Origin of the sequence: Legionella gresilensis (assembly GCF_900639865.1) — a bacterium.
Taxonomy (GTDB): domain Bacteria; phylum Pseudomonadota; class Gammaproteobacteria; order Legionellales; family Legionellaceae; genus Legionella_C; species Legionella_C gresilensis.
The window spans coordinates 219,457-243,719 of the sequence record NZ_CAAAHX010000001.1 but is presented as its reverse complement, the minus strand read 5'-3'; the positions used below and the strand labels follow the sequence as shown (position 1 = coordinate 243,719).

Here is a 24,263-nt window from a genome sequence, read left to right as displayed (position 1 = left end):
ATCTTAATTAAATTATCATATGTATATTATTAATATTAAATGACTTAATTTTTAATAAAGCTATAAATTAGTCGGTAATATAATTAGTAAAGTGTTTCCCACTATGTTTCAGACAAGGTACGAGCAAGCTTGTAATGCAGTATGAAGCTTAGGAGGAGAGGCTATAAAGCAACAATAAGAGAATATTAGGCTATGTTTAATTATAAAAATTTGATAGGGACGCAACAAAAACTAGCCTTAGCTAGTATAATTTCTCATCTTTATGATCCAATTGAAGCTGAAATTCCTAGTGATCCAGTATTTGTTCACTATGAAAATAATTCTTTTGTTAGATTATTTTCTAAACAGACAATTTTAGGATTACAGAATAACTTAAGAGAATGTCCTAAAATTATTGAAGAAGGCTTACAAGATAAATCATTTATAAAATTAGCGCTAAAAGAATACATACCACGTAATGAAGAAGAAATTATTTATAAAAGAATATTAACAAAAATGGTAGATGCAGGTCTTAATTTTGGGCAGATAGAAGAGGAGTGTCTAGGAATTGATGCGGCAATTTATCTGTTAACAGCTATGCCTGAAAATTCAAATATTACTTTTGAACTTAGTGATTTACCTAGAGAAATGATTTTTTTTATTGATTACATTATCGAACTTCATCAGTTAAGAGTGAATCAACAAGCAGGAGAATCTAATAATAGTATTGATGTTGAGCACAAGCCCATTAGCATTTTTGCAGAGAAAATATTAGTTTGTCTGCAAACAGCAATAATAGAAGAAAACAGGAGAAAATTACTTTCAAATGCGGGAGAAGTACTAACTAATAATCAAGTTCTTTGTCCTTATAGCCGTGATGTAATTAATGTAAAACAATCTCTAGCTAGCGCAAGCAAAGCAAAACTTTTCTTACAATTAATTGTTGCAATGGCAAAAATGAATGCATTGCAAGAACCTGAAATCGATAGTTTTTTAAAAAGGCAAAGCCCCAACTATTTGCGGGAAGCTTATCAAGCACTTAACCATTATGTTAGTAGTTATACAAGTCGTTTTACTGTAGAACAGCAAAGACTTCTCAATGATATAGGGATTAAGAAAATAATAAGTACAGATAAATATTTTAAATTAACTAAACGATATCAACATCTATGGGATGAAAATAAAAGCTTAAAAGAAAATGCGTTAGCTATACTTAGCGATTATTCTAAATTAAATACTAGTTCACCTAATTTTAGTTTATTTATGACTTGTCACTGGGATAGACATCATCATCATATAGTTAAAAAAGCAATTGTGCGCATTAAAGAAAATGATTCAATTAAACAAGTGATTTCTGATTTAGAAGACCAAGCTCAAGTGAATCCAAAATTTAACTCAGCTGGATCGTTAGTAAGGCGGTTAGAATTTATTAAATTACATTTGAAGGAATTAAACGACTTAACAAATAAAGTATTTTATATTAACAAATTAAGTTAATCTAAGTGATTTTTATTCTTATATTAAACCCTATTAACTAAATTAAGCATTTTTCTCTGAGCTAAAAATGGTAGAATGCCCTTTTTATTCTGGATTTCTATGAGTGACATCACTAACTCTCTATTAATACGGGCCCTACAACACAAGCCCATTCCTCGTACCCCAGTTTGGTTGATGCGACAAGCAGGGCGCTATTTACCAGAATATCGTCAAGTTCGTGCGCAAGCAGGGGATTTTCTAAATTTATGTAAGACCCCCGAATTAGCTTGTGAAGTTACATTGCAGCCTCTACGTCGTTATTCGCTAGATGCTGCTATAGTTTTTTCTGATATTTTAACTATTCCGGATGCTATGGGGCTTGGCTTATATTTTGCAGAAGGGGAAGGGCCTTGTTTTCAGACGCCACTTAGATCAGCAAAAGCTATTGAAGCAATTGCATTACCTAATATAGAAAAAGATTTAGCTTATGTATTCGAGGCTATTAAATTAATTCGGCGCGAGATGCCTAAAGATTTACCTTTAATAGGATTTTCTGGAAGCCCATGGACGCTTGCTTGTTACATGGTTGAAGGAAAAAGTAGCCGTCATTTTAACCAGATGATTACTTTGCTAGATAGGCATCCAGAAGTAGCTCATATTTTATTAACCAAGCTAGCGCAAACGGTAAAAGATTATTTATTTGCGCAAGTTTTAGCAGGTGTAAATGCTATTATGATTTTTGATACTTGGGGAGGCTTATTAACAACAAACTTGTATCAGCAATTTTCTTTGCAATATATGCAGCAAATTGTACATGCTTTTAAAGCGATGCATCCTAATATTCCAATCATCTTATTTACAAAAGGTGGCGGAAAATGGCTAAAAGAAATGGCAGCAACAGGCTGTGATGCCTTAAGTCTGGATTGGACTTGTGAGCTAAGCTATGCAAGAGCGCAAGTTGGTAGGGAAGTTGCTTTGCAAGGTAACTTAGAACCTGCACTCTTACTTAAAAGTGATGAAGTTATCCGTGAGAATGTAAAAAGGGTGTTAGATTCATATGGGTATGGAAGTGGGCATGTATTTAATTTAGGGCATGGTATTACACCGGATATTATGCCAGAAAAAGTAGCTGTCATGATTGAAGCAGTAGCTGAATTTAGTCCAGAATACCATAGAGATTTATGATAATTGAAAGTACTTTTAAGCCCGCATGGTGGTTGCCATCTCCCCATGCTCAAACAGTATATCCCACTTTAATGCGTAAAATTAAAGCCCCCATTGATAAAATAGAACGGGTAGAATTAATGGATGGCGATTTTGTTGATTTAGCTTGGGCCGTTAATGGGTTATCAGCTAATTCACCTTTAGTAATTTTATTACATGGTTTAGGTGGTAGTGTTAAATCACCTTATGCAGGTGGCTTAATGCATGCTATCAATAGGCAGGGCTGGCGTGTTGTCTTAATGCACTTTCGTGGTGCCAGCGGACAGCCTAATCGTCTACCTCGAGCTTATCATTCTGGTGATACAGCTGATTTTAATTTTATTGTTAATTATCTTGCCCAATTAGAACCGCATACTCTTAAAGCAGCAATAGGTATTTCTTTAGGTGGTAATGTATTACTTAAATGGCTAGGAGAAGTTGGCAACCAACAATTATTAAGCACAGCAGTTGCAGTTTCTGTTCCTTTTCAACTGCGAATTGTTGCGAATCGAATTAATCAAGGTTTCTCTCGGATTTACCAAAATCGAATTTTAGGTCGGTTGCATCAAATTTTTATTAATAAACGCGCTGGTATGACTTCTAATTTATCACCAGCTTTCAAAGATATCGAAAAATGGAAGTGTTTCTGGACATTTGACGCAAATATAACGGCACCCCTACATGGCTTTACAAGTGTGCATACTTACTACCGACAGGCAAGTTCACTTTATTATCTTCCACAAATAGCGACGCCAACTTTAATTATTCATGCTAAAGATGATCCTTTTATGACGCCTGAGGTAATTCCCCTTCCTGAGCAACTACCTGATTGTGTGACGTTAGAGCTAAGTAGAAAAGGTGGGCATGTTGGGTTTGTTAGTGGTAACATTCCAGGACGGCCTATCTACTGGTTAGATAAAAGAATTCCTAATTATCTAAAAGCTTTTCTTACTCCCTCTATTTAAGCAAAAATAAGAATGGATAAATTGCTGCACCCTAGCAAAATTTTGGTTATTATCTTGTAAATTCTGATAAGTAAATAACAAGTTTTTTTAATATAAATTCAATTTGATTATTTCATTACAGTTTTATTCTAAATTTAATTTAATTTTAAAGGAAACAGCTCAATTTAATTAATTTAAAGTAAATCTTTTAATAGAAAAGATAAGTCTACTTAATTAAAAATAAAAAAAATAAGTCATATTTTTTATCACCAGGGAGTATTCGATGTTAAGGTATAAAGATAAAGAGTTAATTAAAATTGCAGCTACTCTGGGTGGTAAAAATCAACTTAAAGGTTTTTATAAAGATCAAGAAGGGAAAGTTTATTTTGTAAAAAAGCCAACTGATCTGAAAGAATTATTTACAGAATTATTAGCAGGGTTGTTATTAAAAGAATTTAAGCAAGAAAAATTAATTGAGCCACGATATTTTGATTCTTTAATTAATGCAGATTGGATTAAATTTGAGGATGGATCTTATGGCTTAATTCAACCTAAGGTCGAGTTTACTGAACTCTATAAAATAATTGGCACAGGATATAAGGATAATTCTGATCGAAATCCACTTATAGAGATGCTAAATGGACCTAATCATTATGCACTATTAACATCACAATTTAAATCCTACTATGGTTTATCTATTGCACTTATGTTTTCTTTGCTTTTTGGTGATTACAGCGTACACAGTGGAAATATCGTTTGTTTAAATCGTTTGTCAACAGCCAATGAAAAAAAGGAAACTCAATTTGCCCGCATTGATTGGGGAGCAGCATTTCGCTATTTTAATTATTATGAAGATATTCTTAATCCTTTTGAGTATCAAGGATGGTCTAAATATAAATTAATTACAAAAGGTTATATTTTTAATTATAAAAAAATCAACGGGTTATTTACTGCAATAGCTCAAAGAGCTTTCACTTTGAGATTTAAAATTAATATTAATTGGTTGTATGATATAGTTTTAAAAGCCTTAAAAGAAATACCGCCTGATTTATTAACTTTCCTCCTACAAAAAGCATTGGCTGATTATTTAGGTTTCTCTTCATTTTCCACCATTATTTTTAGTGAAAGTAAAAATTATCACCCTTTTGCAAAAGAATTTTCAGATGTTCTGTTTAAGCGTTTAAATATGATATGCAAATTGAAAAATTTAACCGAGGAACGCTCTTTCTTATATCGAAGCGTTAGCTTTGATAATTTGATTAATATTGAAGATAATTTAACCTTTGAAAGCCAAGATAAAAGAGACCTTTTTCCTGAAAATAAAGATTCAAATAATCAAAAGATGGTAAATGAAAAATATATGGAAAAATTAATTAAAAAATTTTCTGATGAATTTCTGACTGATCCTATTTTTATGGATATTATATCTAATGGTAAAATTATAAATTTTGTGCCAGAAATTATAAAAGACTTATTAATTTTAAAAAAATTTTATACTGAAAATTTAGCATTAAATAAAAATAGAAATAATAGTCAAATTTATTCTAATTTTTTAACTATCTTTTATAGAGAGTCATTGCTTATTCGTTTGTCAGAGCAAGATCATTTAAATCAAGCCAAGAATTTATTAGGCTTGGCTTATAAATGTTTATATTTGAAAGATGTTAATTTATTTTTTTTGAGTGAAGTTTTGCAAATGCTAGACAGTTTATTTAATAGGGAAATATTAGTATCAAAAATGAATGATATATTCAGAGATGAAAACCGCTTTTTCAATTGTAAAACTTTAAGTGTTAATTTAGAAACATCAGAATTTAAGAGCCTTGTAGTATCCAATGAATTAAGGTAAATAATAATGTTTTTGATTATTTAAATTCTGGATTCAGTGCCTCATAAACTTTGCATAAAGTAACTTCATACAGCTGCTTACCGAAGCTTAAAAATTCGTAAAGGTAATTAAATTTATAATAACCTAATTGATTATTTTTTTTTACAGTGGCACAGTAATAATTGCAAGGATGTTAACTTTAAAATAAACAGGAGTTTATTATGCGAGTCAACAAATATATTGCGCCATTTATTTTAAGTCCAATCGTCGCTTTTTCAAACAGTAAAGGTAACTTTGAAAATGTTACATTTTCAATGCCTCTTGTACCAAAAAATACTATTGTTAATCATTATTCAAGTGAGTCAAATACAGGGCTACCAAATTTACTTTTAGCTAGAAAAGATTATCCCACTCAGATTGTACGGGTTAGAGGTAACGTAGAAGAATTGAAACTAACTTGTGAGGAAGTAAATAAAGAGATTGATAAGATTTTTATTAACAAAATTAATCCTGATAAATTTTATTACAATACTTATATTTTTTGCGGTTTCAATCCTGAAAATCATTATGCAATAAATTTTTCAATTCACAGTTACTTTGATCCATTAAGTAATGAAGCAATTGATTATTTACAACAATATTTAAGTCAATTTAACGGCCATGATTTACTAGGTACAAAGTTCTACGTGGAAAATGCCAGAGGGTTGGTTGCTGCCTTAACAGTTAATGTTGGAACGAAAAAATATTTAAATGGCCCATTAATTTTGTCTAGGCAGGATCATAGTAGCTTTTACTTTAATAGTAATTATGAAATGCGTCGTGAGCTTATAAGTGATATTCAGGCACGATTCTATTCTAATGATCCAGAACAATTACTGCCTTTCTTTGACAATTGGTTATTTCCACATGCCGGTAAATTTTATCACCGTATTTTACGGGATGCTAATTATATGGATGTTCAACCAGAAACAATTTTTTTAATGGATGATGAGCCTACTTTATTCGTATCAAATTTAAAGTATTATTATTCTAATGACTGTTCAACAAATCCGAACCAGCATTGCTTATAACGGTTAAAGTGACCCAAAGAGTTTCTACTGTGGGTCACTTCTTTATAATTAAAGCCAATAAATGTAACTTTAAATAATAGTGCAATTAGATTCAGCTACAGGTTGCTCTACATGCCGTGCTGCAGGCGCTCTATTAAAAAAGTTAGAAGAAATATTAGACCTATTCTGACTCTCTGAAGAAATTTGCTTAAGTTTATTAGCTATTAAATTGTTAAAGTAGTGATTTGAGAGTAATGTTTTATCGAAACTAATATGTTGGTATAAATTTGGCAACTCACTATCTAAACTTTTATCATGAACGGTAGCATAAGCTTTTGGAAAACTAGCATTCATTCGTTTTACTAGCTCATTTGCAACAGCTAAAGACATATCCCCAAAATAAATGTCAACATCTAATAGCGCATCAGTACGGTTTTCATTGCGAAACATTTCAATGTAAGAAGGATTTGCATCAATGTTAAAAGCTTTAAGTAAGGTGGCTGCAAATAATGAATAACTAAAAGGTCTTCTTAAAGCGGTGCATTGTTTTTGAAACGGTAAGAGTAAATCTTCAATAGATGTACGGTAAAAGGCGATTTGTGGATAAATTTCTTTAATTCTATCATTTTTTAACAGCATTAATACTAAATGCTGATAGCAGTCAGGTAAAATTTTCTCTATTAATGTTACCAAATTAATCTTAATGTGTGTGTCAGGGTTTACTGGTGGGGTGGCTGTATTAATACCATAATTTATATTTAAAAAATCGATCAAAGCTTGGGTATTTTTGGCTGATAAGTCCAGTTTCATTATTATGTTTTGGGCAGGAAATATTAAACTATCAGGACGTGTTGAATTCTCTCCTTCAATTGTACAGAAAGTAGGGAATTGGGATATATGTGCCATTTTTGCTAGCAAAAAACCAAAAATATTAACTTGATTTTGAGTAATACCAAATAAACTACTTAAATGATTAAGGAGAAAATTAACATACTCATAATTATAAGATGGTTTAAACTTATGGATTGCACTAGGTTCAATTGTAATGTGGCTGTTTAATGCTGCTTTTGTTAGAGCATAATGGGTTGCTTCTTGTAGCCTATCTAACCCAATCTTTTCCGCAGTTAACCCATCTCGTTTTAAGAGGCTATCTATAAAAGTCTTTTTTAATTGCATAGCTTGTCTTGTTGCTTCTAATTGTTCCTCTACCGCTGAATTATTGCTTGATAGGCTAAATTCATCTTTTAATAGGTTAATAATCGCATTAGATAAGTCAGAAGAATAATTTAACACATTATCTATAGACTCCTTATCAGTTATGCTGTCATCCCATTCTGGAGGCCTGTTATCAGATAATTCAATATATAAATATTCAATTAATGAATGAAGCCAGTCGCCGTAATGTGCAATCATTTCTCTTTGTAGTAATTCTTGTAAGGGGGTAAAGTAATTTTTTAATTCATTATTTGTATTATGACATACGAAGGCGTCGACTTGCTTTGCAAGTTTAAACAATAAGCTTTCTATATCTAACTTAAGACAGAATGTTGCGCCTACCATATTGCGCGTTATACATTCTAAAGTTAGGCTTAATTGACTTAAGTCTTTTAAAATTTTGGATTGTTTAGCTTTATTTTCTAATTTTTTATTAGCTGCTTCTTCTTTCTTAAGTTGATTAATTTGATTAGTAAGTAGGGTATAGATAACGCGATTTATTTTTTCTGGGAAGTCTTCAATGGTTGGTAATAGACTTTTATTAGAACTAAATTTATTGTTATCCTGTGTAAATTGAGCAAATTTATGCCAGCTTGAAATAATTTCTAAGGCTACTTCCTTTCTGTTTGTTATAGCAATATTCATCTTTGCTATTAAAACATTTTGTACTATATCTATGTTACAAAAATTTGCACTACCTACTACTTCTCTGCTACTGCAGGCTACGGCATAGAGTATACTAGCATTTGTAATATCGCTAAGTGCGATAGTTTTACTTTTATTATGAGCGATTGGATAGTTAACAGTGGGTAACAAATTTAATGAATAAAAACTAATTTTACCTAAATAATCAAAAATGAGCGTTAAAGAGTTATCTTTAGGTTGGTTAGGAACTAAATTTGGAAAATAATGAGCATTAGTAGGCATTGCATTTCTCCATGAAGTTTATAGTAGACTTCAGAACAAGTTCTCAATTGTCTTCTACATAACAAGGTAATTGTAAATTTTATATATAACGGGATTAACTCTTTTAATACTCTTAAGGAAACTGCTGTTTATTTTATGAAGCTAAGTTTGGCACTTTAGATTATAAATATTAAATTTAAGACTTAGTTTCTCCTTAATAGCATTGCTCATTAAGAGTTAAAGAAAGCTATAAATACTAATAAATACCTAGGCTATCCGTTATGGGCGCATAATCTATCTTAAAATAAATTTTTTCTCAATGTGTTTATTTTTTTGTAAGTGAAATTTTAAATTTAGAAAAATTAAGAGTAATAAATTTATTGATAGGAAGAAGCCAACTTAGGAAAGCTGGCTGTATTATACACAAGGTCTATTGTTTAAATTCACGGCTAAGTTTAATGGCCATTTCTAAAGATTGCTCATAATTAAGTCGGGGGTCAACTAAACTGTGATAGGCCTGTTTAAGATCAGCTTCATTTAGACCGCGCGCACCACCAATACATTCTGTCACGTTTTCACCTGTAAGTTCAAAATGTACACCACCTAGATAGCTAGACATGGAATGGTGGATAGTTAGGGCTTGCTGTAATTCCGATAAAATATTATCAAAATGACGTGTTTTAATTCCTTCTGGCGTTGTTTCTGTATTTCCATGCATAGGATCACAAGACCAGGTTACAGGAATTTTAATTCGTTTAACTTCTTCAATCAGAGGAGGTAATAAGTTACCAATATCTTTAGCGCCTAAACGAGTAATAAGCACAACTCGCCCTTCTTCGCCTTTTGGATTGATAATATTTAAAACTTCTTTAAGCCATTCGGGATTAGCAGAAGGGCCTACTTTAATTCCTATAGGGTTTTCTACGCCTCGTAAGAACTCAAGATGAGCACTATTTAATTGAGCTGTACGCATACCTATCCAGGGAAAATGAGTAGATAAATTATACCAGCCGCCATCAAGATAACGAGTTAACGCTTGTTCATAATGCAAGTGTAACGCCTCATGAGAAGTATAGAAATCAACTTTATTAATACTGCTACTGCGAATACCATCAATGGCTTCTAAAAACTCTAAAGAATCAGCAATCGATTTTACAATCTCATGGTATTCATTGGCTTGAGGTGAATGCTCTACAAAACTCAAGTCCCATTGTTGGGGGTGATTTAAATCAGCAAATCCACCACTTACTAGAGCACGAATGAAATTAAGTGTCATTGCAGCGCAACTATAGCCTTGTAACATAAGCTTAGGGTTAGGGATACGAGATTGTGCATCAAATTGCTGAGAATTGACTAAATCCCCTCGGTAGCTTGGTAATGTAATACCATTAATTGTTTCAAAATCAGAAGAGCGAGGCTTGGCATATTGGCCTGCAATACGGCCAACGCGGATAATAGGTTTACGCATACCGTAGAGCAAGATTAAGCTCATCTGAAGCATGATTTTTAATTTATTGCTAATAATTTCAGCGCGACAATCATTAAATGACTCAGCGCAGTCGCCGCCCTGTAAAATAAAGGCTTCACCACGGCCTGCCAAAGCAAGTGCTTTTTTTAAATTTTTAATCTCACCACCTGTTACAAGGGGAGGTAAAACAGATAACTGCTCAACAACACGTGCAACTTGCGCTGGATCAGGATAAGTCGCCGCCTGATGATATGAAAATTTCTGCCAAGAAATTGGCGACCATGCACTCATACAAAAACCTTTTTGCCTAGTCTGATGGCTAAGTATGCGATAAATGATTATATGCTGCAAGTAAAGGCAGAAAAAGTAGCCCTATAAGCTGCTTAAAGCATTATAGCGCTTTATAAAAAAGTTAAAATTTAATAATTTCATACAAAATAGCCGAAGTAACGTAAAAAACTTTTATTAAAGACTTGAATTTTTTACATTTACCCCCAATTTAGCTTGTCAAGTAATTGGGGAGGTTTTTAATGAGTGACAATACTACGAAAGATTGGAAAAAGTTTAAAAAAAATAATGAACATTTAGATGATGAGCTGGAGAATGAGGAATCAGTTGAAAATATTGATCTTGAAGAAGAAAAAGAAGATGCTCAAGCAGATAGTGTACTAGGCCATCCGAGTTATACTGCTTTAGAGGAACAGTTAACGTTAGCTGAACAAAAAGCACATGAAAACTGGGAAAAGGCAGTTCGAGCTGTAGCAGAGCTTGAAAATTACAGACGGCGAGCTGAGCGAGATGTTGCTAATGCGCATCGTTATGGGTTAGAAAAATTTATTACGTCACTACTTCCTGTATTAGATAGCCTTGAACAAGCATTACAAATAGCTGAAAAAGAAAAGCAAAAAGCGATGCTTGAAGGTCTAGAGCTAACTTTAAAACTATTCTTAGATGTATTAAATAAATACGAAGTGACAGCCATTGATCCCCAGGGGGAAATATTTAATCCACAAGAACATGAAGCGATGTCTATTCAAGAAGCACCTGATGCAGAGCCAAATAGTGTATTAATTGTATTTCAAAAAGGCTATAAATTAAGCGATCGAGTGATTCGACCGGCGCGCGTTATTGTGGCAAAAAAATAAATCCTAACGAAAAGATCAGTGATGACTTGAAATTGTTAAATTTTACCCCATATGTGGATCATTGCGGTTAAAACTTCTTACTTGGAGCAAAATAAATATGGCAAAAATTATTGGAATTGACCTAGGTACAACAAACTCTTGCGTAGCGATAATGGAGGGTGATAAGCCACGCGTAATAGAAAATGCAGAAGGTTTACGCACAACTCCTTCTATTGTCGCCTTTACTGATAATGATGAGATTTTAGTAGGACAATCAGCGAAGCGCCAAGCTGTAACTAATCCTGAAAATACTATTTTTGCAGCTAAGCGTCTAATTGGCCGTCGATTTGACGATTCTATCGTACAAAAAGATATTAAGATGGTCCCTTACAAGATTATTAAGGCAGATAATGGTGACGCTTGGATTAGGGTAAAAGGCCAAGATAAAGCGCCCCCGCAAATTTCTGCTGAAGTATTGCGTAAGATGAAAAAAACGGCAGAAGATTACCTTGGCGAAGAGGTTAAAGAAGCGGTCATTACCGTACCTGCTTACTTTAATGATTCACAAAGACAAGCTACAAAAGATGCTGGACGTATTGCAGGCCTTGAAGTTAAACGTATTATTAATGAGCCTACTGCTGCAGCATTAGCTTATGGAATGGATAAAAAACGTGGCGATGCAACGATTGCTGTCTATGACTTAGGTGGTGGAACATTCGATATTTCAATTATTGAAATTGCTGAAGTTGACGGTGAGCATCAATTTGAAGTATTAGCTACAAACGGGGATACTTTCTTAGGCGGAGAGGATTTTGACTTAGCGCTAATTGAATATCTAGCAGCTGAATTTAAGAAAGATACTGGCATTGACTTGCATAGTGATCCCCTTGCTTTACAACGTCTTAAAGAAGCAGCTGAAAAAGCTAAAATTGAATTATCATCATCGCAACAAACTGATGTCAATTTACCTTATATTACAGCAGACGCTTCAGGTCCTAAGCACATGAATATCAAGCTAACTCGAGCTAAGCTTGAATCACTAGTAGAAAAATTAGTAGAGCGTACTATCGAGCCTTGTAAAATTGCATTAAAAGATGCAGGACTTAATGTTTCTCAAATTAATGAAGTTATTTTAGTAGGCGGTCAAACAAGAATGCCTTTAGTACAAAAAACGGTACAAGAGCTTTTTGGTAAAGAACCCCGTAAAGATGTCAATCCAGATGAAGCAGTAGCGGTGGGCGCAGCTATCCAAGCAGCAGTATTATCTGGTGATGTAAAAGATATTCTTTTATTAGATGTAACTCCGCTATCCTTAGGTATAGAAACCCTTGGTGGAGTGATGACTAAACTTATTGAGAAAAATACCACAATTCCTACTAAAGCAACCCAAGTATTCTCTACAGCGGAAGATCGTCAAACAGCCGTGACTGTCCACGTTTTACAAGGTGAACGTGATCAAGCATCAGCGAATAAATCCTTAGGTCGTTTTGATTTATCTGATATTCCTCCAGCACCACGTGGTGTTCCACAAATTGAGGTGACGTTTGATATTGATGCTAACGGTATCCTTAATGTATCAGCTAAAGATAAAGCGACAGGTAAAGCACAATCCATTGTTATTAAAGCATCAAGTGGTTTAAGTGATGAAGAAATTAATGACATGGTTAAAGATGCGCAAGCTCATGCTGAAGAAGATAAGAAATTTAAAGAAATGGCTGCTTTGCGTAACCAAGCTGACAGCTTAATTCATAGCAGTGAAAAATCATTAGGTGATTTAGCAAATGAGCTATCGGAAGATGAAAAGCGAGGTATTGAAACGGCCATTGCGGATCTGAAAGAAGCAGTCAAAGGGGATGATAAAGCTAAAATAGAAGATAAAATGAAAATCTTAACTGATGCTTCTGGAAAAATGGCTGAGCGTATCTATGCTAAAAAATCAGCTGAAGGTCAAGGTGGTGCGGGTGGGCCGCAGCCTGATGATCAAACAGCGCATACTGAACAAGCGCCTAAAGATGACAGTGGTGTTGTTGATGCTGAATTTGAAGAAGTTCAAGACGATAAAAAATAATTTAGTTAACAAAAATTGCTTAACAAGTGGTTAATTTAAACGAAAAAGTCTCTTAATTGTGATGATAGTAAAAAGATTAATTGCACTTAAGGGACCATTTTAAACAAGATTAATTAACAGTTAAGTTAATTATGTTTGACTTAATAAAATAATATTGGGGAGGGGTGTGAAACACTCCTTTGTATTTTTACTGTTTAAATAAATGCAGTCATTAAATTAATTGGTGTAAAATATGGACCAGCGGGATTATTATGAAGTACTTGGCGTTAATCGAAACGCTGATGATAATGAAATAAAAAAAGCGTATCGCAAATTAGCGATGAAGTATCATCCTGATCGTAATCCCAATGATAATGACGCTGAAGAAAAATTCAAAGAAATTCAAAATGCCTACGCTATTTTATCTGACTCCCAGAAAAGGGCTATGTATGATCAATACGGTCACGCTGGCGTTAGCGGTGGTGCAGGAGCTGGCGGTTTTGGCTTTGGTGGATTTGGGGATGTATTTGAAGATATTTTTGAAAATATTTTCTCTGGCAGTCGCGCTCGCCAATCCAGGGCTCATCGAGGCGCTGATTTACAATTTAATGTGCAATTAACTTTAGAGGAAGCAGCGGTAGGTAAACAAATCGAAATTACCGTCCCTCGGCATGCAATCTGTCAAAACTGTGCTGGCTCAGGTGCGAAGCCTGGTTCTTCTCCTAAAAATTGTGAAACTTGTAATGGTATAGGTCAAGTACGTATTCAACAAGGGTTTTTCTCAATTCAACAAACATGCCCAAGTTGCCATGGTGAAGGTAAAGTGATTACCGAGCCTTGCACCAGCTGCCATGGTCAAGGCCGCGTTCGAGAAAGCAAAAAGCTTACTGTGAAAATTCCTGCTGGTGTTGATAATGGTGATCGAGTTCGCTTAAGTGGTGAAGGCGAAGCGGGCCTTCATGGAGGCTCGCCAGGTGATTTATACGTTCAAATAAATATTAAAGCTCATAGTATCTTTGAGCGCCATGAAAATGATCTTCATTGTGAAGTTCCCATTAGTTTTGCCACAGCAGCGTTAGGTGGCACTATCGAAGTGCCTACTTTAGAAGGTCGGGTTACTTTAAAAATCCCTGCAGAAACCCAAACGGGTAAGGTATTTCGCCTTCGTGGCAAGGGGATGAAATCAGTCAGAGGCCATGCGCCAGGTGATTTATTGTGTAGGGTTGCTGTTGAAACACCGGTTAATTTATCACGAGAGCAAAAAGATTTGCTAACTAAGTTACAAGAATCTTTAGAGAGTAGTAAGAAAACTCACTCACCAAAGTCAACTAGTTGGTTTGATGGGGTAAAAAAATTTTTTGAAGATATGAAATTTTAAGTTTTTGAAATAATTCTGCTAATTTAAATCTATGTAAATGATAAACTTCTCCTTATTTAAAGCGAGGAGAGGTTTATAATACTATACTTAATAACCTATCATTCGGTATAATATGCACTCCTTAATGTTTAAGTTTTGATTGTCTCGATATAAGGTTTTTTCTCATGGTTTATAAACCCGCAATTTTAGCGCTTGCTGATGGTACTGTTGTAGAGGGTATTTCAGTGGGTGCCAATGGTGATTGTGTGGGTGAGCTGGTATTTAATACCGCCATGACAGGATATCAAGAAATGCTCACCGATCCTTCCTATGCAAAGCAAATCGTTATGTTAACAACTGCACATGTTGGTAATACAGGATGTAATGATGAGGATATGGAAGCATCAAGAATATGGGCAGCAGGCCTTGTAATGCGTAATTACTCGCCCTTGGCAAGTAATTACCGTTCTAATCAGACGTTATCTGACTGGCTTAAAAAAAATAATATTGTTGCTATCTCAGGCGTTGATACGCGGCAATTAACAACAATCATTCGTGAAAAAGGGGCACTTGGTTGTTGTATTAGTACTAAAGTCGATAAACCAGAATTAGCGTTAGCTAAAGCAGAGTCTTTTGCTGGGTTAAATGGTACAGATTTAGCTTCTGACGTTTCACGACAGACCATTGAGCGCTGGGATCAGGGTCGTGGGGAGTGGGGCGAAGCTTCAAAACCCTTACAATATCACGTGGTTGCTTATGATTTCGGTGTTAAGCACAATATACTAAGAATTCTTTATGATAAGGGCTGTCACGTTACACTTGTGCCGGCGCAAACTAGTGCAGAGGAAGTCTTAGCTCTTAATCCAGACGGCGTTTTTTTATCTAATGGCCCAGGTGATCCTGAGGCTTGTACTTATGCTATTGAAGCGACTAAAAAATTCTTACAAACTGAAATACCAATTTTTGGTATTTGTTTAGGATTTCAAATTTTAGCGTTAGCAAGCGATGCAAAATCGATGAAAATGAAGTTTGGACATCATGGTGCTAATCATCCTGTCGTAGAAACATGCGAACCTAAACGCGTATTTATTACCAGTCAGAACCACGGTTTTACGATTGAGGAAACAACCTTATCTGATAATTGGGAGATAACCCATCGTTCTTTATTCGACCAAACGTTGCAAGGTATTAAACATAAGTTGAAACCTGCGCTTGGTTTTCAGGGTCATCCTGAAGCAAGTCCAGGTCCACATGATATAGAGATTATTTTTGATCAATTTATAACGATGATGCACAATGCTAATAATTCAAGAGGAATAAAGTGAACGAATTTCATGTCTTTACTTCAGAATCAGTCTCTGAAGGTCATCCTGATAAAATCGCCGATCAAATTTCTGATGCTATTTTAGATGCTATCATTAAAAAAGATCCTAAGGCTCGAGTTGCTTGTGAAACATTTGTAAAAACTGGCATGGTTATGATAGGCGGAGAGATTACTACTTCGGCTTGGGTTGATGTTGAAGACATTACGCGTAACGTAGTCAAAGATATTGGCTACAATAGTTCAGAAATGGGTTTTGATTGGGCTTCTTGTGCTGTTTTGTCAGCAATTGGTAAACAGTCACCTGATATTTCGCAAGGCGTCGATAACTTAGAGACTAGAATTTTAGGTGCTGGTGATCAGGGATTAATGTTTGGCTATGCAAGCCGAGAAACTGATGTATTTATGCCTGCGCCGATTGCTTACGCTCATCGTTTAATGGAGAGACAAGCTTATCTTCGGAAATCGCAAAAGTTACCTTGGCTGAGACCCGATGCTAAATGCCAACTAACATTGCATTATGAAGGAGGAAAACCTGTAGCAATTGATACAGTTGTTTTCTCAACTCAACATGACCCAGATATCCAACATGCTGATCTAATGGAAGCGGTTCATGAAGAAATCATAAAGCCTGTACTGCCAAGTCATTGGTTAACAAACAATACGCGTTATTTTATAAATCCCACCGGTCGTTTCGTTATTGGAGGGCCTCTAGGCGATTGTGGCTTAACTGGTAGAAAAATTATTGTCGATACTTATGGCGGTATGGCTAGACATGGAGGTGGCTGCTTTTCCGGTAAAGATCCATCTAAAGTAGATCGTTCTGCTGCTTATGCCGCAAGACATGTTGCAAAAAATATTGTTGCAGCCGAGATTGCAGATAAATGTGAAATTCAAGTATCTTATGCAATTGGTGTGGCGGAGCCCACTTCAATCAGTATTAATACCTTCGGAACAGGTAAATTACCTAATCAAGATATTATTAATCTAATAAATAAGCATTTTGATTTAACGCCACAAGGTATAATTGACGAGCATGATTTGTTACGTCCTATCTATCGACAGACGGCTACTTATGGTCACTATGGTCGTGATGAATTTCCCTGGGAACGATTAGATAAAGTAGATGTACTTAAACAAGCTTTATAGTAGTCAATTTCAGTTGTCTAATAGGTTATAAAAACTCTACTTTAGCCTATCTTCTAAATTAGAAGTAGGCTAAAAATTAATTATGTTAATATACTGCATCTATTAAAGGATAATTTATGAATACAACCACCGTTGCTGCAAGCAAAACCTTTAATGATTTTAAAGTAGCAGATGTTTCTCTTGCTGCATGGGGCCGTAAAGAAATTGCGATTGCTGAAACAGAAATGCCGGGGTTAATGGCGTTACGAGAAGAATTCGCAGCAGAGCAGCCACTAAAAGGCGCGCGTATCGCAGGCTGCTTACATATGACTATTCAAACAGCAGTATTAATTGAAACGTTAATTGCTTTAGGTGCTGAAGTCCGGTGGTCTTCTTGTAATATCTTCTCTACTCAAGATCATGCTGCCGCGGCTATTGCTGCAGCAGGTATTCCTGTTTTTGCCTGGAAAGGAGAAACTGAAGGTGAATATTGGTGGTGTATTGAGCAGACAATTTTAGCTAAAAATGGTTGGCGGCCCAATATGATATTGGATGATGGGGGTGATTTAACCTTTGTTATTCATGATAAATATCCTGAGTTACTGGATGACATTCGGGGTATTTCAGAAGAAACAACGACTGGCGTCGCTAGATTATATGATATGGCTAAAAAAAGTTTATTAAAAACACCAGCTATTAATGTCAATGATTCAGTTACAAAGTCAAAGTTTGATAATCTTTATGGTTGTAGAGAGTCACTGTTAGATGGTCTAAAGCGTGCTACTGATGTCATGGTTGCTGGAAAAGTAGCGCTAGTGATTGGTTATGGTGATGTTGGTAAAGGTTGTGCGCAAGCACTACGTGGTCAAGGCGCAACCGTTTTAATTGCTGAAATAGACCCTATCTGTGCGCTACAAGCAGCTATGGAAGGTTATCGAGTTGTGACCTTAGACGAGGTTGCAGAGCAGTTAGATATTGTTGTTACGGCAACTGGCAATTACCATGTTGTAACCCATGAGCATATGCTTAGGATGCGTAATCAAACCATAGTATGTAATATTGGACATTTTGATTCTGAAATTGATATTCAAAGTTTGCGGCAATATCGTTGGGAAAATATTAAACCTCAAGTCGATCATGTTATTTTTCCAGATGGTAAACGGATTATTATACTTGCTGAAGGACGCTTAGTTAATTTAGGTTGTGCGACAGGTCACCCAAGTTTTGTCATGTCTACTTCTTTTACCAATCAAGTTTTAGCGCAGATTGAATTATATAAGAATGGACATGATTATGAGCATCAAGTCTATACTTTACCAAAACATTTAGATGAAAAGGTTGCTCGCTTACATTTAAAAAGGATTGGTGCTAAGTTAACTGAATTAACCGAGCAGCAAGCTGAGTATATTGGTGTAAATGTCAATGGACCTTATAAGCCAGAGCATTATCGTTATTAATAGAACATTAAATTTATTTAAAGTTAATTACGGAAAGCTATAACATGCTGATGGATTTTATTTATTTTCTTTTGCATATAGACACTTATTTAGTAAATTTTGCTTCTACTTACGGTGTCTGGACTTATTTGGTCTTGTTTGCAGTTATTTTTTGTGAAACGGGGTTGATTATTACCCCTTTTTTACCAGGTGATTCATTGCTTTTCGTGGTTGGTAGTTTTGCCGCTTATCCATCTAGCCCGCTTAATATCATTTTTCTTTTCTTATTATTAAGTGGTGCTTCTATCTTAGGAAATCAAGTTAATTACTTAATAGGAAGGGTAATTGGGCCACGTGTTTTTACGGCCAAAGATTCTTGGTTTTTTAATAGAAAACATCTTGAGCGAGCGCATCAATTTTATGAAAAAAATGGTGGAAAAACGATTTTTTTAGCTCGTTTTTTACCTATTATTCGTACTTTTGTTCCTTTTATTGCTGGAGTAAGTTATATGAGTCCAGTGAAATTCTCTTATTATAATATTTTAAGCGCTGTAGTTTGGGTAGGAAGTTTATTATTTTTTGGCTATTTTTTTGGCAGCATTCCAATCATTAAAGAAAATTTTTCTATTGTTATTTATAGTATAATTATTCTTTCGTGCTTGCCGCCGGTAGTTACATTTATAGTGGCTCAAAATAAAAAATAGACAATAATTAAAAAAACTAAGATATATTTAAAAATCTGATCCTGTCTTAACATGCTACGGTTTTATCCTATCTTACGTACCGCGGCTTCATTCTCATGCTCTACGTCCTGCAACTTGTTCGCGGGATCCAGTGATGTAGCAAGATTCCTAGATTCCGCTAACAAGTCGCGGAACGTAGACGAAAGAGAGCTGAAGCTCCTAAACAATTACGCTTCTTTATGCTCACATCCTGTAGCTGATCTTCCTACTCAACGACGTCCTGCGGCGTGTCCGCAGGATCCAGTAATGTCTCTAGATTTCTAAATTTAGCGAACAAGTTACGGAATATAAGATAAGATGAAGCAGAACGTCCTACTTCGACTTCAGGCTTTTTTAAAAGTATACACACTAATTAAAGCTAATAAATTTTGGTTAAATTAAATTATTAAGCACTTGTTATTTATATCAAAATTTTATTATTTTGCTCGTTTAAATAAAAATAGAGATTAGAAGATATTTTTTCTTATCCAGAAATCTTATTTTAAATTAAGCTAGAATTAATAATAGACATACAATTTACCATTAAAATTATCTCTAGTTATTATTTATCTACCACACTATATTTAAGTTAAGCCAACTATTTTAAAGCAAATTTTATACTTAAGTTATTTTACAATGATTATGCATAGTTTAATTAATTAAAGGTATAAACTATGAAAAATGTAAGTAAACCAGACGCAGCAACCTCTAAAGAAAGTAAATATATTGATTTATTAAGCATTGATGAATTGGAGCTTAAAAATAATAAGGCAAAATTCCAAGCAAAACAGGTTTCTAATAATTGCAACCATACTGTATTTATTGGTTTATTAACGAAAGATGGTATTTTTACATATGTCAATAAACTTGCTTTTGATTTAATTGGTATGAAAGCTGAGGAAGTTTTAGATAAACCCTTACCTAATATTCCTTGCTGGTCATCTTCTATTGTGAATCGTAAGCTTCTACATAGAGCCATTAAATTGGCTGCAAAAGGCGATACAATCCATTTTGAAATTTATATTCGAGATAAACATGGCAAGATGTGTATTTCCAACTTTTTCTTATATCCTCTATTTAATTCTAAGGGGGAGGTAAGTTATCTAGTTCCTGCGATTGAAGATATTACTTCTCGACATTATCTAGAGTCAAACTTACAATTAACTCAATTTGCAGTGGATCATGCTGATGACGCGATAATACAAATCGGTGCTGATGGTAAAGTTAAGTATGCTAATGAATCTGCTTGCCGCCATTTAGGTTATTCTCACAAACAGTTAATTGGTATGTCAATTGAAGAATTTGATATTAATAGTAGAGAAATTGATTGGCCATCACAGTGGAATATTTTAAAGTCACAAGGTTCTAGGCGTAGTGAGTCTATTCACTCCCATTCAGATGGGCGAAAAATTCCTGTCGAAATTTCCGCAACTTATTTTGAATATCATGGCGAAGGGTATTGTTTTCTCTATATAAAAGATATCAGTGAGCAAAAAGCGGATGCTAAACGGATTGAGTATTTAACGCATTATGATCATATGACGCGATTACCAAATCGAGTGTTATTTACTGAGCGTCTCAATGAAGCAATTAATATTGCTGCAAAGAATGAGACTAAATTAGTCATCTTTTGTCTAGGGCTAGATCGATTTAAATTGGTTAATGATACCTTAGGCAATGTTAGTGGCGATGAAGTTTTACAAATTACAGCTAATCGACTCATTTCAATTGTGCGTGATATGGATACAGTTGCTCGCATCGGGGGCGATGAATTTGCTGTGTTATTGGCAAAAAGTCCACAAAATAATGATGATATTGTACATACTGCTCAGCGCATCTTAGATGTTTTCAACCAGCCTTATTTAATTAATCGGCAAGAAATTTATATTATGTGTAGTATTGGCATTGCTACTTATCCTAAGGGTGGTAGGGATGCTGATGAAATTTTAAAAAATGCAAGTGCTGCTCTACAACAATCCAAAAAGCAAGGTGGCAATAACTATTGCGTTTATACATCCAATTCTTGTAATCGCGATCCGGCGCGCTGGTATTGGGAAGCAGATTTAAGAAATGCTTTGAAAAATAACCAGTTTGAGATCCATTATCAACCTCGAGTTGAGTCTAATACAGGTCGAATATTTGGTGCGGAAGCCTTACTTAGATGGCGTCATCCTTCAAAAGGTTTAATTTTACCTGATCAATTTATAAATATTGCAGAGGAAACAGGCTTAATATTGCCTATAGGAGATTGGGTATTACGTAATGCTATTAAACAGCGTAAAGCTTGGGCTGAACAAGGTATTCCATTAGCAAGACTCGGTATTAACCTATCAGCTCGCCAATTTCGCCAAAGAAATTTAGCTCAAACGATAGAAGCTATTTTTGAAGAGGTTAAGCTTAATCCAGACCTCATAGAACTAGAGTTAACTGAAAGTTTAATTATGCAAGATGTAGCACAAGCAATTCAAATTATGAATGAATTAAAACAACTGGGCGTTCATATTGCATTAGATGATTTTGGAACAGGTTATTCAAGTTTGAGTTATTTGCGTTATTTTCCTATCGATACTTTAAAAATTGATCGTTCTTTTGTTAATGAAATTACCTTTGATAAAAATAGTGTCGCTATCGCTGAAGCCATCATTATTATGGCACATCGTTTAAATTTAACTGTCATTGCTGAAGGGGTAGAAACGTTTGAGCAGCTTATGGTCTTGCGTCAGGGAGGTTGTGATCAAATACAAGGTTTTCATTTTTCAAAAGCATTACCATCCGAAGAGATGACGATGTTATTGGCTAGCGAAGTAGCTGTAAAAAATTGGGGCGAAGCGTATACCTATCGTCATTAAACTTAATAAAAGGAGTTTGCTATGAAGTGGATTATTCTTGCTAATACTAATGAGTGTCGTATCTATTACTATGATAAAAAAAGCAATATACGTGTGTATAAAGAAATTAGTCATCCTGAAAATAAATTAAAAAATCAAGATTTAGATACTGATAAGCCTGGACGCTACGCTATTAGTGGTAGCGCAACTCGTGGTACTTTTACTGAAAGAAATAGTAGTATTGATTATAATATTGACCGCTTTGCCCATGAAATTGCTCAAGAATTAGAACAAGCTGACAATCATAATCAGTATGAAGCCGTAACATTAATTATGCCGGCACAACTATATGGGCTTGTTCATCATTATTTATCTAATAAAATTCAAAATAAAATTAAACAGGTTATTCAAAAAAATATAATGAATTTACCTGAACAAGAACTTGCTGATTATTTAAAAAAAGCTGGTTAATTTACTACTAAGCCAGCTATTTCTTGTATTTGTAAGGTACATATACTGGCTCCCAGATATGACTCTTTATGCATGTCTCAATTTCATCATCACTCATAGGTTTTGCTAAATTGTCTCTTACAGCTTCCTTAGCTACTGCTAAAGCGACTTGATAAGACACTTCTCTAACTTGAGTTAAGGGAGGTAGTAAATTCGCTTCAGGATCTTTTTGCGCTGGTGAGCAATTGGCAAGTGCTTTTGCTGCTACCATAAACATTTTGTCTGTCACATGCCGTGCTTGAACTGATATTAAACCTAAACCCATACCTGGAAAAATATAAACATTATTGGTTTGATCTACCCGAAATAATTTGCCGTTTTTAACAATATTACCAAAGGGACTTCCTGTTCCAATAACAGCTCGGCTTTCCGTCCAAAGCATTAAATCGGTGGGTGTTGCTTCGCTATGCGTAATAGGATTAGATAGGGGGAGAATAATAGGCTGTTTAACATGCGATGCCATTTCTCGAATAATTTCTTCTGTAAATAATCCTGGCTGCCCTGATACACCTAATAATGCATGAGGATGTAAATTTTTAATGACATCTAAAAGACTTATGTTATTTTTATTTTCAAGTTTCCAGTCCGCGATTGCTGCTCGTGTTTGCGTTAGTTGTTGCTGAAAGGGTAATAAATCCTTCATTTCATCAAGTAATAGGCCATTTCGATCAACCATAAAAATACGTTTACGTGCTTCTTTTTCAGATAATCCATCTTCCATCATGGCATGAATAATTAATTCTGCTATGCCACAACCTGCTGTACCTGCACCTAAAATAGCTATGCGTTGTTCACCTAATGGGATACGAGTAACTTGTACAGCTGATAAAAGTGTGCCTGTTGCAATAGCGGCAGTTCCTTGCACATCGTCGTTAAATGTACAAAGTTTATTGCGATACTTATCTAATAAACGAGTTGCATTTTGCAGTGCAAAATCTTCCCACTGTAATAAGATGTGAGGAAAGCGTTTCTTTATGGCTTTGATAAATGCATCAACAAAATCATCATATTCTTGACCGCGGATGCGTTCATGTCGCCAGCCAATGTATAGGGGATCATTAATAAGGTCCGGGTTATTTGTCCCTGTATCAAGTAATATAGGTAGAGTTGCACTTGGATGAATACCAGAGCAAGCACAATAGAGCGCAAGTTTACCAATAGGAATGCCCATTCCACCAGCGCCTTGATCGCCTAATCCTAAAATACGTTCCCCATCTGAAACGACGATGGCTTTAACAGAATCAAAATGCGGATTTGCTAAAATCTGATCAATGCGTTTTCTATCAGGGTAGGCAATAAAAACCCCACGCGGACGACGATAAATATGACTAAAGGATTGACAGGCTTCACCTACAACAGGAGTATAAACGATAGGCATAATTTCAGTAATATGTTCAATAAGCAAACTGTAATAAAGCGTTTCATTAGAATCTTGTAAATCGCGTAAATAAATATATTTTTCCAGATCTGTTTTTCTACTGCGAAAAGCTTCGTAAGAACGTGCCCGCTGTTGTTCCATTGTACTTACCTCTGGCGGAAGTAAGCCAAATAAGTTGAATTCTTCTCGTTCTTCATTCGTAAACGCAGAACCTTTATTTAAGAGAGGATTTAAAATAAGATTAAAGTCTGTAACGCTGATTTCCTCTACATTCTTTTTATGTACTTTATGCTTCATTACAGCCTCCTGACTATTTTTTAAAACATCTAAAAGAATATAATAAA

At 34.8% G+C, this 24,263-nt stretch carries 17 protein-coding genes; 14 read left to right on the top strand and 3 right to left on the bottom strand.

Annotation, left to right across the window (positions count from 1 at the left end):
* Positions 1-192: 192 nt before the first annotated feature.
* The 5 genes from E1P04_RS01045 (at position 193) to E1P04_RS01025 (ending at position 6,500) form a co-directional block, all read left to right on the top strand.
* Positions 193-1,476, top strand: coding sequence for a DUF5617 domain-containing protein (locus E1P04_RS01045; protein WP_131781075.1), 1,284 nt, complete (start codon positions 193-195; stop codon positions 1,474-1,476).
* A 99-nt stretch (positions 1,477-1,575) separates the two neighbouring features.
* Entirely contained in the window at positions 1,576-2,640 is a 1,065-nt protein-coding gene (gene hemE / locus E1P04_RS01040; protein ID WP_131781074.1) for a uroporphyrinogen decarboxylase, read from the top strand.
* Positions 2,637-3,623 carry a hydrolase gene (locus E1P04_RS01035; protein WP_131781073.1) on the top strand — a complete coding sequence of 329 codons (987 nt, stop codon included), beginning with the start codon at positions 2,637-2,639 and terminating at the stop codon, positions 3,621-3,623. The genes hemE and E1P04_RS01035 overlap by 4 nt, the downstream gene beginning before the upstream one ends.
* 418 nt (positions 3,624-4,041) lie before the next feature.
* Positions 4,042-5,451: a hypothetical protein gene (locus E1P04_RS01030; RefSeq protein ID WP_131781072.1), complete on the top strand. Its 1,410-nt coding sequence runs from the start codon at positions 4,042-4,044 to the stop codon at positions 5,449-5,451.
* Between the two features lie 200 nt (positions 5,452-5,651).
* On the top strand, positions 5,652-6,500 hold the full coding sequence (locus tag E1P04_RS01025) for an Lpg0189 family type II secretion system effector (RefSeq protein WP_131781071.1): 849 nt from the start codon (positions 5,652-5,654) through the stop codon (positions 6,498-6,500).
* Positions 6,501-6,569: 69 nt separating this feature from the next.
* On the opposite strand, the gene E1P04_RS01020 is transcribed toward E1P04_RS01025, so the two are convergent.
* Together E1P04_RS01020 and E1P04_RS01015 are read right to left on the bottom strand one after the other, a co-directional pair.
* On the bottom strand, positions 6,570-8,621 hold the full coding sequence (locus tag E1P04_RS01020; protein ID WP_131781070.1) for a hypothetical protein: 2,052 nt from the start codon (positions 8,619-8,621) through the stop codon (positions 6,570-6,572).
* Positions 8,622-9,030: 409 nt separating this feature from the next.
* Complete coding sequence (locus tag E1P04_RS01015; RefSeq protein WP_131781069.1) at positions 9,031-10,359, bottom strand: 3-deoxy-7-phosphoheptulonate synthase class II; 1,329 nt, start codon at positions 10,357-10,359, stop codon at positions 9,031-9,033.
* 239 nt (positions 10,360-10,598) lie between these two features.
* Between E1P04_RS01015 and grpE the strand changes: the two genes are divergently transcribed.
* From grpE to E1P04_RS00970, 9 genes are all read left to right on the top strand, one after another.
* Complete coding sequence (grpE, locus tag E1P04_RS01010) at positions 10,599-11,213, top strand: nucleotide exchange factor GrpE (RefSeq protein ID WP_131781068.1); 615 nt, start codon at positions 10,599-10,601, stop codon at positions 11,211-11,213.
* Positions 11,214-11,310: 97 nt separating this feature from the next.
* Entirely contained in the window at positions 11,311-13,260 is a 1,950-nt protein-coding gene (gene dnaK, locus E1P04_RS01005) for a molecular chaperone DnaK (protein WP_131781067.1), read from the top strand.
* A 232-nt stretch (positions 13,261-13,492) separates the two neighbouring features.
* Positions 13,493-14,617, top strand: coding sequence for a molecular chaperone DnaJ (dnaJ, locus tag E1P04_RS01000; protein ID WP_131781066.1), 1,125 nt, complete (start codon positions 13,493-13,495; stop codon positions 14,615-14,617).
* A gap of 164 nt (positions 14,618-14,781) precedes the next feature.
* Positions 14,782-15,921, top strand: coding sequence for a glutamine-hydrolyzing carbamoyl-phosphate synthase small subunit (carA, locus tag E1P04_RS00995; RefSeq protein WP_131781065.1), 1,140 nt, complete (start codon positions 14,782-14,784; stop codon positions 15,919-15,921).
* The gene (gene metK, locus E1P04_RS00990; protein ID WP_115330298.1) at positions 15,918-17,066 is read left to right on the top strand and encodes a methionine adenosyltransferase; all 1,149 of its coding nucleotides are present in this window, start codon (positions 15,918-15,920) and stop codon (positions 17,064-17,066) included. Before carA ends, metK begins: the two co-directional genes overlap by 4 nt.
* Positions 17,067-17,182: 116 nt before the next feature.
* Positions 17,183-18,502 (top strand): adenosylhomocysteinase, encoded by a 1,320-nt coding sequence (gene ahcY / locus E1P04_RS00985; protein ID WP_131781064.1) that lies wholly within the window; start codon positions 17,183-17,185, stop codon positions 18,500-18,502.
* Between the two features lie 44 nt (positions 18,503-18,546).
* The gene (locus tag E1P04_RS00980; protein WP_131781063.1) at positions 18,547-19,185 is read left to right on the top strand and encodes a DedA family protein; all 639 of its coding nucleotides are present in this window, start codon (positions 18,547-18,549) and stop codon (positions 19,183-19,185) included.
* A 692-nt stretch (positions 19,186-19,877) separates the two neighbouring features.
* Positions 19,878-22,052 carry an EAL domain-containing protein gene (locus E1P04_RS00975; RefSeq protein WP_131781062.1) on the top strand — a complete coding sequence of 725 codons (2,175 nt, stop codon included), beginning with the start codon at positions 19,878-19,880 and terminating at the stop codon, positions 22,050-22,052.
* A gap of 21 nt (positions 22,053-22,073) precedes the next feature.
* Positions 22,074-22,502: a host attachment protein gene (locus E1P04_RS00970; protein ID WP_131781061.1), complete on the top strand. Its 429-nt coding sequence runs from the start codon at positions 22,074-22,076 to the stop codon at positions 22,500-22,502.
* 16 nt (positions 22,503-22,518) lie between these two features.
* Here E1P04_RS00970 and E1P04_RS00965 read toward each other — a convergent pair whose 3' ends face one another.
* Positions 22,519-24,216: an NAD-dependent malic enzyme gene (locus tag E1P04_RS00965; protein ID WP_131781060.1), complete on the bottom strand. Its 1,698-nt coding sequence runs from the start codon at positions 24,214-24,216 to the stop codon at positions 22,519-22,521.
* Positions 24,217-24,263: the final 47 nt, after the last annotated feature.